Raw genomic sequence first — 12268 nt, forward strand, 5'->3', positions numbered from 1 at the left:
TCCTCTGCTCGGACTCCGGGGTTCAGCGGCGTCCGACGTCGTGGCTGCCCATCTGGCAGGGCCGACGTCGGCCGCTTGCGTGCGCTTCCCATCCGGACTTTGACCGTCGGTCCAGGATTTGCACCTGGTCAACCGACCACTGGCTGTGATCGGGTCGCGGACTTGTGGGCCTGGGCCCATTCACCGCCGGCTCGGAGTTTCACCGACCCCAGAGCACGCGAGCTCTTGTGTGGTCAATCGTGGCACACACCTGGGGTATTCCCGCAACGTGGCGCTCGTCTCGGACGATCGGCGCTGCCGATCGCCCTATCCGGCCTCCCGCGCCCTGCTCCGCAGGGCGGCGACCATCACGTCGGGGTCGTCCGCGGAGAAGACCGCGCTGCCCGCCACGAACACGTCGGCGCCGGCCTCGGCGCAGCGCTCGATGGTCTCGAGGGACACGCCGCCGTCGACCTGGAGCCAGGTCTCGACCCCGTGCTTGTCCATCAGTGCCCGTGCCCGCCGGATCTTGGGGAGGCACAGGTCGAGGAACTTCTGGCCGCCGAAGCCCGGCTCCACGGTCATGATCAGCAGCATGTCGAGCTCGGCGAGCAGGTCCTCGTAAGGCTCGATCGGGGTTGCAGGCTTGAGCGCCATCGAGGCGCGGGCACCGGCGGCCCGGATCTCGCGCGCCAGCCGCACCGGCGCCTTGGCCGCCTCCACGTGGAAGGTGACGGAGGCGCAGCCGGCCTCGACGTACGCCGGTGCGTTGCGGTCGGCGTCCTCGATCATCAGGTGGGCGTCCAGCGGCGTGTCCGTCGACCGCGCGAGCGCCTCGACCATCGTGGGGCCGAACGTCAGGTTCGGGACGAAGTGGTTGTCCATGACGTCGACGTGGATCCAGTCCGCGCCGGGGATCCGCGCGACCTCGGCGGCGAGGCTGCCGAAGTCCGCGTTGAGGATCGACGGCGTGATCTGGATGTCTCCCACGGGCCGCGAGTCTAGTGCTCGGGAGTCGCGAGCAGCCCCTCCGCCTCGACCACCTCGAGCGACAGCGTCCGGTAGCCGACGTCGTCGAAGAGCACGGTGAGCCGGTCGTCCTCGACGTCGGTGACGACGCCAGGGCCGAACTCGTCGTGCTCGACCCGGGACTGGACGGGGTACGGCGCGTCGGCGCCGCCGGTCTCGGGCGCGACCCCTTCGCGACAGTTGTCGCACACCTCGCAGCGGTCGACCTGCTCGCCGAAGTAGCCGACGAGGAACTCCGCCCGACATCGGTCGGTCTCGGCGTAGCCGCGCATCATGTCGACCCGCGAGCGCTCCAGGCGCTGGTGTGCCTCGGCGACCTCGATGACCGCGGCCGTGTGCCGCTTCGGGGAGGTCGCAGCACCTGCCTCCTCGACCAGCCGGACCAGGTTGAGGATCCGGCCCGCCTTGCGCTTCCCCAGTCCGGTGCGCTCGGCCGCGGCTCCCGGCTCCCGGTCCCCTGCCCGAGCCGCGGCGACGACGCTCCGCACGTCGTCCGCCCTGGGAACGCCCGCCGAGAAGAACCGGCCCAGCGCCAGGTCCTCGGGCCGGTAGACCAGCGTGCCGACCGACGGCTCTCCGTCACGGCCGGCGCGGCCCACCTCCTGGTAGTAGGTGTCGGGCGACTCCGGGACCTGCGCGTGGACGACGAAGCGGATGTCGGGCTTGTCGATGCCCATCCCGAACGCCGACGTCGCGACGATCGTGTCCACCTCACCCGCCATGAACGCGTCGTACGCCTCGTCGCGGCGGCGGTGACCCAGGCCGGCGTGGTAGACCGCCGTCCGGCGGCCGTCCTCGGCGAGCAGCGCGGCGTACTCCTCGGCGGCGGGGCGGGTGCGGCAGTAGACGATGCCCGCGCCGTCGGTGTCCTTCACCGCGGCGCGGACGGCGTCGCGCTGGTCGTCCTCGGACTCCACCCGGACCACGTCGAGCCGCAGGTTCGGCCGGGCGAAGCCGGTCACGACCGTCCGGGCGTTGTTCATCCCGAGCCGCTCGACGATGTCGTCACGCACCGGGGGCGCCGCGGTCGCGGTCATCGCCACGATCCGCTGCGCGCCCAGCTCGGCCACCAGCTCGCCGAGCCGGAAGTAGTCGGGACGGAAGTCGTGGCCCCACACCGACACGCAGTGCGCCTCGTCGACGGCGACCAGGCCGGGTCGGAGCTCCGCGAGCCGGGCGCGGACCTCGGCGTTCGCGAGCTGTTCCGGGGAGAGGAAGAGGAAGTCGATCGTGCCGTCGGCGGCGCCGGCCAACGCGTCCCGGCGCTCCTGCTCGCCCTCCGCAGAGCTCAGCCTGGCGGCCCGTGCTTCGCCGGGAGCGGCGTCGATCCGCTCGACCTGGTCCTGCTGCAGGGCGAGCAGCGGCGAGACGACGATCGTGCAGCCCCCGCGGAGCAGGCCGCCGACCTGGTAGACGAGCGACTTGCCGGCCCCGGTCGGCGAGACGAGGAGCACGTCCTCGCCGTTGGCGAGCGCGCCGATGGCCTCGGACTGCCCGGGGAGGAGGCTGTCGTGGCCGAACTCCCGGCGGGCGAGGTCGCGGATCTGTCGGGCGCTCGTCACCCGCCCGCATTACCCGGCAGGTGGGGCCTCAGTCGTCGTTGTCGTCGGGCTCACCCTCGTCCGCCTTGCCCTCGGCCTCGTCGCGGTCGGCCCACTCCAGCAGCGGCGCGATGTCGAAGACGTGGTCGTCGATGTCGGCGTGCAGGTCGCCGACCTCCGCGAACCGCTTCGGCACCGTCCTGATGGTGAAGTCCCGGGGGTCGGCGTCGTCGATCTCCTCCCACCGGATCGGGGTGGAGACACGGGCGTCGGGCAGCCCGCGGAGGGAGTAGGCCGCGGCGATGGTGTGGTCGCGGGCGTTCTGGTTGTAGTCGACGAACACGGCCTCCGGGTCGCGGTCCTTCTTCCACCAGGTGGTGGTGACCAGGTCGGGGGCGCGCCGCTCGACCTCGCGGGCGAAGGCGAGGGCGCCGCGTCGTACGACCTTGTGGTCGCCGTCGGGCCGGATCCGCACGTAGACGTGCAGTCCCTTGCTGCCGCTGGTCTTCGGGTAGCCGACGGCGCCGAGCTCGTCCAGCACCTCGTGCGCGACGTGGGCGACCTTCCGAACCGTGTCGTACGACGCCTCCGGGCCCGGGTCGAGGTCGATCCGCCACTCGTCGGGCTGCTCGGTCTGGCCGCGGCGGCTGTTCCACGGGTGGAACTCGACGGTGGACATCTGGACCGCCCAGATCACCGCACCGAGCTCGGTCACGCAGAGCTCGTCGGCGGTCCGCTTCCAGCGCGGGAAGAAGAGCTGGACGGTCTCCACCCAGTCCGGGGCGCCGGACGGCAGCCGCTTCTGGTGCACCTTGTCTCCCGCGAGCCCCTTGGGGAACCGGTGCAGCATGCACGGGCGCTCCCACAGCGCGTTGACGATGCCCGGCCCGACGGCGAGGTAGTACTCGACCACGTCGAGCTTGGTCGCCCCGACCTCGGGGAAGTAGACCCGCTCGGGGTTGGTGACCTTGACGACCCGGTCGTCCACCTCGATCTCCACGAACGGGCTCGCCATGGGACGACCCTAACCGGGGCCGACGACGGTCAGCGCCAGCCGAGCTCGGGAGCGACGTGGGTGAGGATCGACTCGAGGACGTGCGCGTTGTAGTCGACACCGAGCTGGTTGGGCACGGTGAGCAGGAGGGTGTCGGCGGCCTGGATGGCCTCGTCGTCCTTCAGCTGCTCGACGAGCACGTCGGGCTCGGCGGCGTACGAGCGTCCGAAGATCGCCCGCATGTCGTCGATCTGCCCGACCTGGTCGGCCGACCGCCCCTCGGCGCCGAAGTAGGCGTGGTCGAGGTCGTTGGTCAGCGCGAAGATGCTGCGGCTGACCGAGACCCGCGGCGCGCGGTCGTGCCCGGCCGCGGCCCACGCCTCGCGGAACGCCTCGATCTGCTTGCGCTGCTGCACGTGGAACGGCTCGCCCGACTCGTCCGCCTTGAGGGTGGAGCTCATCAGGTGCATGCCCTTCTCGCCGGCCCAGCGGGCGGTGGCGTCGGAGGCCGCACCCCACCAGATCCGGTCGCGCAGACCCTCGGAGTGCGGCTCGATGCGCAGCAGCCCCGGCGGGTTGGCGAACATCGGGCGCGGGCTGGGCTCGGCGAAGCCCTCGCCCTTGAGCACCTCGAGGAGCACGTCGGTGTGCCGGCGGGCCATGTCGGCCTCGGTCTCGCCCTCGCCCGGGGCGAAGCCGAAGTAGCGCCAGCCGTCCACGACCTGCTCCGGTGAGCCGCGGCTGATGCCGAGCTGGAGCCGCCCACCCGAGATCAGGTCGGCCGCTCCGGCGTCCTCGGCCATGTAGAGCGGGTTCTCGTAGCGCATGTCGATGACGCCGGTGCCGATCTCGATGCGGCTGGTCCGCGCGCCGACCGCCGCGAGCAGCGGGAACGGGCTGGCGAGCTGCCGGGCGAAGTGGTGCACCCGGAAATAGGCGCCGTCGGCGCCGAGCTCCTCCGCCGCGACGGCGAGCTCGATGGACTGCTGGAGCACGTCGGCCGCCGACCGCGCCTGCGAGGCGGGACTCGGCGTCCAGTGCCCGAAGGACAGGAACCCGATCTTCTTCACGACAGGTTCAACGTTCAACTACTCAGGACATTCCCCCGCCCCGCCGGAGCAGGGCCAGGAACATCGCGTCGGTGCCGTGGCGGTGCGGCCACAGCTGGGCGGTGTCGGGGACCGGGCCGTCGGCGTCGGTGACACCGGGCAGCAGTGGGCGGACGTCCTCGATCGTGACGCTGTCGGCGGACCTGAGGGTCGACGCCACCACGTCGCCGGTCTCGGCGCGGACCGGCGAGCAGGTCGCGTAGAGCACGACGCCGCCGGGGCGCACGAGCGTGAGCGCGCTGGCCAGCAGCCGGCGCTGCAGGAGCACCAGGCTCAGCAGGTCGTCGGGGCTGCGCCGCCAGCGCGCCTCAGGTCGGCGCCGGAGCGCTCCGAGCCCGGTGCAGGGCGCGTCGACGAGCACCCGGTCGGCGCTGCCGGGTGCGACCGGCGGGCGGGTGCCGTCGGCAGTGACGACACCGGCGACCCCGGGGCCGGCGGGCCGGCCGCCCAGGGCCCGGCACACCAGGCCGGCCCGGTGCTGGTGCTGCTCGACCGCGAGCAGGCGTGCGCCACGCTCGGCGGCGAGGGCGGCGAGGAGCGCCGCCTTGCCGCCGGGCCCTGCGCAGAGGTCCACCCACAGCTCGTCGGGGCCCGCGACGGGAGCGGCGGCCAGCGCCAGGGCGACCAGCTGCGAGCCTTCGTCCTGCACGCCCGCCCGCCCCTCGGCGACGGCCGGGACCCGCGCAGGGTCGCCGCCGTCGAGGACCACGCCGTACGGCGAGTACGGGGTCGGTGTGCCCGGCAGCTCGGAGACCTCGGCGCGGCCGGGCCGGGCGACGAGGGTCACCTTGGGCGGAACGTTGTCGGCCGCGAGCAGCGCGTCGAGGTCGTCGTCGGGCGCGGCGAGGTCGAGCAGGTCGACCACCCAGCGCGGGTGGCTGTGCTTGACCGAGAGGTGGTCGAGACGGGCGTCGCGGGAGCCGGTCGACGCGGGCTGGGGCGCCACTGCCGCGATCCAGGCGTCGAGGTCCTGCCGGGCCACGTTGCGCAGCACCGCGTTCACGAAGCCCGCGGCACCCTGACCGACCTTGGCCCGCGCGAGGTCGACGGTGCTGCTGATCGCGGCGTGGGCGGGCACCCGCATCGAGAGCAGCTGGTGGCAGCCGAGCCGCAGCACGTCGAGGATCGCGAGCTCCACGCGGCGCAGCGGCCGGTCGATGCAGGCGGCGAGGATCGCGTCGTACGTGCCCTGCCGACGGATGGTGCCGGAGGCCAGCTCGGTGGCGAAGGCGGCGTCGCGGGTGTCGAGGCCGGCCTTCGCGACGACGGAGGGCAGCACGAGGTTGGTGTAGGCGTCCTCGGTGCGCACCAGGCGCAGCACCTCGAGCGCCGCTGCGCGGGCGGCGTCGACCGGTCGGGACGGTCCGGGGCGTCGGGGCGGTCGGCTCATGCGAACTTCGCGCCGTCACCGAGCCGGGCGCCCCGGGCCCAGGCGGCGGCGGCCATCTGCTTCTTCCCGAACGCCTTGACCTCGCCCAGCCGCACCGGGAGCGTGCCGGTGCCGACCAGGACCTCGGACTTGCCGATCGCCAACACGCCCGGGGCGAGGTCGGGGCCGTTGCCGATCGGCGTGACGGGGCCGAGCTTGACCCGGTCGCCCTCGTGGGTGGTCCAGGCGCCCGGGCCCGGCGTGCAGGCGCGGATCCGGCGGTCCGTGGCGACCGCCGACTCCGACCACTCGACGCGGGCGTCGTCGACGGTGATCTTCGGGGCGAGGGACACGCCGTCGGCCGGCTGTTCCCTCGCTTCCAGGGACCCGTCGGCGATGCCGTCGAGGGTCGCCACGAGCAGGCCGGCGCCGCCCTCGGCCAGCCGCTCCAGCAGGTCGCCGGCGGTGTCGGTCGGCCGGACGGTCTCGGTCATCAGCCCGAACGTAGGACCGGCGTCGAGTGCCTCGACGATCCGGAACGTCGTCGCCCCGCTGATCTCGTCTCCCGCCCAGATCGCGTGCTGCACCGGCGCCGCACCGCGCCAGGCGGGCAGCAGCGAGAAGTGCAGGTTGACCCAGCCGTGGGCCGGGATGTCGAGCGCGCTGCGCGGGAGGAGCGCGCCGTACGCCACCACCGGACAGCAGTCGGGCTCGAGGGCGCGGAGCTCCTGCTGGAAGCCGGGGTCGCGGGGGTGGTCGGGCTTGAGCACCGGTACGCCGAGCTCGGCGGCCCGCGCGGCGACGGGGCTCTCCGCCAGCCTCCTGCCGCGGCCCGACGGCGCGTCCGGCCGGGTGACGACGCCGACCAGCTCGTGGGCCGAGCCGGCGATTGCGTCGAGTGCAGGAACTGCGACCTCGGGGGTGCCGGCGAAGACGACCCTCATCGCCCGAAGCCGCCGGTGGCGTGCGGGGAGACCTTGACCGTGGGCTGCTCCAGCCCGAACCACTCCGACTCGCGGATCTCGCGCATGGCGGCCTTGCGCGCCTCGGCGTCGAGCCGGTCGATGAAGAGCACGCCGTCGAGGTGGTCGGTCTCGTGCTGGATCGCGCGGGCGAGCAGCTCGGAGCCCTCGATGCGCACCGGGTCGCCGTGCATGTTGAAGCCGGTCGCGACGACCGACATCGCCCGGAGGCAGTCGTAGGTGAGCTCGGGCAGCGAGAGGCAGCCCTCGGGACCGTCCTGGGTGTCCTTCGACAGCTCGAGGACCGGGTTCACCAGGTGCCCGACCTCGCCCTCGACGTACCAGGTGAACACGCGGAGCCCGACGCCGATCTGCGGCGCCGCGAGGCCGGCTCCGGGAGCGTCGAGCATGGTGTCGGTGAGGTCGGTGACCAGCTGCCGCAGCTCGACGTCGAAGTCGACGACCTCGATCGCGCGCTTGCGCAGCACGGGGTCGCCGAAGAGTCGGATGGGTCGGATGGCCACGCAGTGAGTCTAGGTGGCGGTCAGATCTCGGGAGGATCGACCTGGACGCGGACGGCGTCGAGCTTGCGGGCCGCGCGCAGCCGCTGGAGCTCGCCGAGGGCCCGCGAGAGGGAAGCGCCTTCCGCCCGCGGGACGCGGACCACCGCCCGTTCCTCGTCCTCACCCGCACCCGGCAGCGGCGCCAGCGGGCCGAGCACGTCGGCGTGCTCGGGCAGGTCGAGGAGCGTGAGCGCGTCGTCGAGCGCGCCGGGCTCACCGCGCAGGGTCGCCACCCGGGTCGCGGGAGGCAGCCGGGCCTCGCGGCGGTCGTCGGCCTCGCGGCGGGCGAACCCGGCCTGGTCCCACCGCACCAAGGCCTGCAGCGCCGGGACCGCCGGCTCGCCCACGGCCAGGGCCCGGCCGCCCGGACGCAGCAGCGCGACCGCGTTGGACCACCGGCGCAGCGCCTCCTCCGCAGCGCGCATGCTGTCGCGCGCGAGCAGCAGCCAGGTGTCGAGCAGCACGACGACGGCGTACCCGCCCGCGGCCACCGGCTCGGCACCGGGCGTGGCGACGACGATCCGATGGTCGCCGTCGACCTCGGCGCGCACCCGGTCGCCGCTCGAGGTCACGACCGGCGCCGGCGCGAACGCGCGGCCGAGCTCGTCGGCGGTGCGGGCGTCCCCGATGACCGGCGCCCGCAGGCCGTGACCGCCGCACTCCGCACAGGTCCAGCCGGGGGCCTCCGTGGCGCACCAGCGGCAGCGGGGCGGCGTGGTCGGCCCGGTGAGCTGGAGCGGGCCGGTGCAGGCCGTGCACCGGGCGGGGGTGCGGCACCGGTCGCAGGCCAGTCGCAGCACGTAGCCGGCGCGGGGCGTCTGCACCAGGACCGGCCCGCGCTCCAGGCCCCAGCGCACGGCGTCGTGCGCCTCCCGCGGCACCCGCGACGCTCCCGAGAACGGGTCGCGGTGGTCCCCGGCGCCCGCGACCGCGATCAGGGCGCGGTCGCGCACCACCGGTCGGGGCGCGGCGATCTCCTTGGCCCAGCCCGTCTGCAGCAGGTGCTCGGCCTCGACGCTTCGGGAGAAGCTGCCGACCAGCACTGCGCAACCCTCGACCTCGGCGCGCTCGAGCAGCACCTCGCGGGCATGGGGGTACGGCGCGCGCGGCTCGGCGTGCAGGTCGTCGCCGTCGTCCCAGACCACGACCAGGCCGAGGTCGGTCACCGGCGCGAACGCCGCGGACCGGGTGCCGACCACGATCTTGCGGGCGCCCCGCCGCAGCAGCAGGAAGTCGCGGTAGCGAGGAGCCGGGCCGGTCTCCGCCCGCAGCGTCACGTGGTGGTCGGGCCCCACCAGCTCGGTGAGGGCGGCGTCGACGCGGGCGACGTCGCGGTGGTCGGGGACGCAGATCAGCACTCCCCGACCACCGGCCCGGGTCGCCGCGGCCAGCTCGGCGAGGCGGCGGGGCCAGTCCTCCCCCGGCGCCGCGCTCCACACCGCCCGGGGCGAGCCTCCGCCGGTCAGGTGGCGGCGGAAGGCCGGCGCGGCAGGGTAGACAGCCCACGGGTCGTCGGTGTCGCCGTCCGCGACGGGTGGCGCCCGGAACGGCGGCTCCGGTGGCGAGGGCTTCTGCTCGGTGGTCGCGTGGCGCGGCGGCACCGCGAGACGTCGTACGTCGGAGCTCACGCCCGCGTAGCGCCCAGCGACTCGCCGGCACAGCTCGGCCACCGCCGGCGTCAGCACCGGCTCGGCGCTCACGACCCGTCGCAGCGGCGCCAGCCGCCCGCCGTGGTCGCTCGCCGCCGTGCGCTCGACGACGAAACCGTCCACGTCCTGGCCGGCGAACCGCACCTTCACCCGGGCCCCCGGCACCGCCTGCTCGGCCATCGTCGCCGGCACGGCGTAGTCGAAGGTGCGGTCGAGGTGGGCCAGCGCGACGTCGACCACGACTCGCGCCACCGGGTCGACCTCGGCCAGCTCGGCCGCGGCCGCAGCCTGCTGGGCCCGCTTCGCACGCGCCGCGGCCCCCGACTTCCGCGCCGCCGCGCGCGCCATCCCCGGCAGGCCGGGCTGCTCGGCGTCGAGGTCGTCGCGGGTCACGGCCGACTGTCTACCAGCAACCCCCGCACCATCGCCGACCCGTCGCAAACTCGCACGAAAAGCGCGCCGACCCGGCCCGAAGTTCGGGCCGGGTCGGCGGGTTGCAGCGGTGAGTTTGCGACGGGTCAGCGACCGGCAGCGGCCTTGAGCGCCTCGGCGCGGTCGGCCTTCTCCCAGGTGAACTCGGGCAGCTCGCGGCCGAAGTGGCCGTAGGCAGCGGTCTTGGCGTAGATCGGCCGGAGCAGGTCGAGGTCGCGGAGGATCGCGGCGGGGCGGAGGTCGAACACCTCGAGCACCGCCTCCTGGATCTTCTCGTCCGGGATCACGCCGGTGCCGAAGGTCTCGATGAAGACACCGACCGGGGCGGCCTTGCCGATGGCGTAGGCGACCTGCGCCTCGCAGCGGCGGGCCAGACCGGCGGCGACGACGTTCTTGGCGACCCAGCGCATCGCGTAGGCGGCCGAGCGGTCGACCTTCGACGGGTCCTTGCCGGAGAACGCGCCACCACCGTGACGGGCCATGCCGCCGTAGGTGTCGACGATGATCTTGCGGCCGGTCAGGCCTGCGTCACCCATCGGGCCACCGACGACGAAGCGGCCGGTCGGGTTGATGTAGGACTTGTAGCCCTCCGACGGCACCGAGTCCTTGAACTGCTCGAGCACCGGCTCGATGACGTTGACCTCGATGTCCTTGGACAACTGGTCCTGCGAGACGTCCTCGGCGTGCTGGGAGGACACCACGACGGCGTCGATGCGGACCGGGCGGTCGTCCTCGTCGTACTCGATGGTGACCTGGGTCTTCCCGTCGGGACGGAGGTACGGCAGCGTGCCGTCCTTGCGCACCGCGGTGAGCCGCTCGGCGAGGGTCTGCGCGATCTTGATCGGCAGCGGGAACAGCTCGGGGGTGTCGTCGCAGGCGTAGCCGAACATCAGGCCCTGGTCGCCCGCGCCCTGGCGGTCCAGCTCGTCGCCCGACCCGCCGACGCGCTCCTCGAAGGCGTCGTCGACACCCTGCGCGATGTCTGCGGACTGGGAGCCGATGGCGACCTGCACGCCGCAGGAGTTCCCGTCGAAGCCCTTCTCGGAGGAGTCGTAGCCGATCTCCAGGACCTTCTCGCGCACCAGCTGCGCGACCGGCGCGTAGGCGGAGGTGGTGACCTCGCCGGCGACGACGACCAGACCGGTCGTGAGCAGCGTCTCCACAGCGACCCGGCTCTTGGGGTCGTGCTCGAGGAGGTAGTCCAGCACCGTGTCGCTGATCTGGTCAGCGATCTTGTCGGGGTGCCCCTCGGTCACTGACTCAGAGGTGAAGAGGCGTCCAGGCACGTGTTTCTCGCTTTCAAAGCTGTCGGTCGCATCGGGCAACGTGGGGGGCTCAGGGCCGATCCTCGATCCAACGATACGAGGCTCGACAGGTGACGGGTGGCTATCTCACGAAGACGGGAGGCGGGCGGCCACCTGGTCCCAGATGACGTGGGCGAGAGCTCCCTTGCTCCCCCGCGGTACGTCGACCGCGGTGCCATCAGCAGCCAGGACGACCGCCTCGTTGTCCTCGGCCCCGAAGACGGCGCCGCCGCTCACGTCGTTGACGACGAGCAGGTCGCAGCCCTTGCGGGCCAGCTTGGCCCGCGCGAGGTCGAGCACCGACCCGCTGTCGTCGCCGGTCTCGGCGGCGAACCCCACGATGACGGCACCCGGGCGTGGCCGCTCGGAGGAGAGCTCCTTGAGGATGTCGGGGTTCTGCTCCAGCGTGATGCTGGGCGCCGATCCGTCCTCGGCCTTCTTGATCTTGGTCTCGGAGCGGTGCACGGGCCGGAAGTCGGCCGGCGCCGCCGCCATCACGACCGCATCGGCGGCTGCCGCGGCGGAGAGCACGGCGTCGCGGAGCTCGGCGGTGGACTCGACGCGGACCACCTTCACGCCCGCAGGATCGGGCAGGGTGACGTTCGCGGCGACCAGGGTGACCTCGGCGCCTCGGGCGGCGGCCGCGCGGGCCAGCGCGTAGCCCTGGCGTCCGGAGGAGCGGTTGCCGAGGAACCGCACCGGGTCGAGCCGCTCGCGGGTGCCACCGGCGGACACGACCACGTGCCGGCCGGTCAGGTCGAGGCCACCGCTGTGGGTGGTCGAACCTGGCGAGAGCCTGCCGAGCAGGTCGCGGCACAGCTCGAAGATCTCCTCGGGCTCGGGCAGCCGGCCCTTGCCGGTGTCGGCTCCGGTCAGCCGGCCCTCGGCGGGCTCCACGACCAGCACCCCCCGCGAGCGGAGGGTCGCGACGTTGGCGACCGTCGCGGCGTGCTCCCACATCTCGGTGTGCATCGCCGGAGCCATCACGACCGGGCAGCGGGCGGTGAGGAGCGTGTTGGTCAGCAGGTCGTCGGCCAGCCCATGAGCGGCCTTCGCCATCAGGTCCGCCGTCGCCGGGGCGACGACGACCAGGTCGGCGGACTGCCCGATCCGCACGTGGGGCACCTCGTGGACGCTGGTCCACACGTCGGTCGCGACCGGCTTGCCGGACAGCGCGGCCCAGGTGGGCGCACCGACGAACTCCAGCGCGGACGCGGTCGGCACGACGGTCACGTCGTGCCCGGACTCGGAGAACCGCCGGAGCAGCTCACAGGCCTTGTAGGCGGCGATGCCGCCCGAGACCCCGAGCACCACGCGAGGCCGCGTCACGGGAGAGC

The 12268-nt window shown here is 73.6% G+C and carries 10 protein-coding genes and 1 riboswitch; all 10 genes read right to left on the bottom strand.

The window, feature by feature from the left end; translation table 11 throughout:
* Window positions 1-75 precede the first annotated feature (75 nt).
* A riboswitch (FMN riboswitch) is annotated at window positions 76-221 on the bottom strand.
* An 85-nt stretch (window positions 222-306) separates the two neighbouring features.
* The 10 genes from rpe to coaBC all read right to left on the bottom strand — a co-directional run bounded on the left by rpe (window position 307) and on the right by coaBC (window position 12260).
* Window positions 307-969 carry a ribulose-phosphate 3-epimerase gene (gene rpe, locus DJ010_RS10140; RefSeq protein ID WP_109693572.1) on the bottom strand — a complete coding sequence of 221 codons (663 nt, stop codon included), beginning with the start codon at window positions 967-969 and terminating at the stop codon, window positions 307-309.
* Between the two features lie 11 nt (window positions 970-980).
* Entirely contained in the window at window positions 981-2570 is a 1590-nt protein-coding gene (locus DJ010_RS10145; protein ID WP_109693573.1) for a RecQ family ATP-dependent DNA helicase, read from the bottom strand.
* 28 nt (window positions 2571-2598) lie between these two features.
* The gene (gene ligD, locus DJ010_RS10150; RefSeq protein WP_109693574.1) at window positions 2599-3564 is read right to left on the bottom strand and encodes a non-homologous end-joining DNA ligase; all 966 of its coding nucleotides are present in this window, start codon (window positions 3562-3564) and stop codon (window positions 2599-2601) included.
* A 29-nt stretch (window positions 3565-3593) separates the two neighbouring features.
* Window positions 3594-4631 (bottom strand): LLM class flavin-dependent oxidoreductase, encoded by a 1038-nt coding sequence (locus tag DJ010_RS10155; RefSeq protein WP_245927418.1) that lies wholly within the window; start codon window positions 4629-4631, stop codon window positions 3594-3596.
* A gap of 4 nt (window positions 4632-4635) precedes the next feature.
* Window positions 4636-6042, bottom strand: a complete 1407-nt coding sequence (locus DJ010_RS10160) for an RsmB/NOP family class I SAM-dependent RNA methyltransferase (RefSeq protein ID WP_109693576.1) — start codon at window positions 6040-6042, stop codon at window positions 4636-4638.
* Entirely contained in the window at window positions 6039-6965 is a 927-nt protein-coding gene (gene fmt / locus DJ010_RS10165) for a methionyl-tRNA formyltransferase (RefSeq protein WP_109693577.1), read from the bottom strand. The genes DJ010_RS10160 and fmt overlap by 4 nt, the downstream gene beginning before the upstream one ends.
* The gene (gene def, locus DJ010_RS10170) at window positions 6962-7507 is read right to left on the bottom strand and encodes a peptide deformylase (RefSeq protein WP_109693578.1); all 546 of its coding nucleotides are present in this window, start codon (window positions 7505-7507) and stop codon (window positions 6962-6964) included. Before def ends, fmt begins: the two co-directional genes overlap by 4 nt.
* A gap of 20 nt (window positions 7508-7527) precedes the next feature.
* Entirely contained in the window at window positions 7528-9588 is a 2061-nt protein-coding gene (locus DJ010_RS10175; protein WP_245927420.1) for a primosomal protein N', read from the bottom strand.
* Window positions 9589-9713: 125 nt separating this feature from the next.
* Complete coding sequence (metK, locus tag DJ010_RS10180) at window positions 9714-10913, bottom strand: methionine adenosyltransferase (RefSeq protein ID WP_109693579.1); 1200 nt, start codon at window positions 10911-10913, stop codon at window positions 9714-9716.
* A gap of 105 nt (window positions 10914-11018) precedes the next feature.
* On the bottom strand, window positions 11019-12260 hold the full coding sequence (coaBC, locus tag DJ010_RS10185; RefSeq protein ID WP_170124629.1) for a bifunctional phosphopantothenoylcysteine decarboxylase/phosphopantothenate--cysteine ligase CoaBC: 1242 nt from the start codon (window positions 12258-12260) through the stop codon (window positions 11019-11021).
* Window positions 12261-12268: the final 8 nt, after the last annotated feature.

This window comes from Nocardioides silvaticus (assembly GCF_003160695.1).
Classification (GTDB): domain Bacteria; phylum Actinomycetota; class Actinomycetes; order Propionibacteriales; family Nocardioidaceae; genus Nocardioides; species Nocardioides silvaticus.

Coding starts and splice junctions, on each gene's coding strand:
- ligD (WP_109693574.1), bottom strand. CDS start 3,564: ATGGCGAGCCCGTTCGTGGAGATCGAGGTGGACGACCGGGTCGTCAAG.
- DJ010_RS10160 (WP_109693576.1), bottom strand. CDS start 6,042: ATGAGCCGACCGCCCCGACGCCCCGGACCGTCCCGACCGGTCGACGCC.
- fmt (WP_109693577.1), bottom strand. CDS start 6,965: ATGAGGGTCGTCTTCGCCGGCACCCCCGAGGTCGCAGTTCCTGCACTC.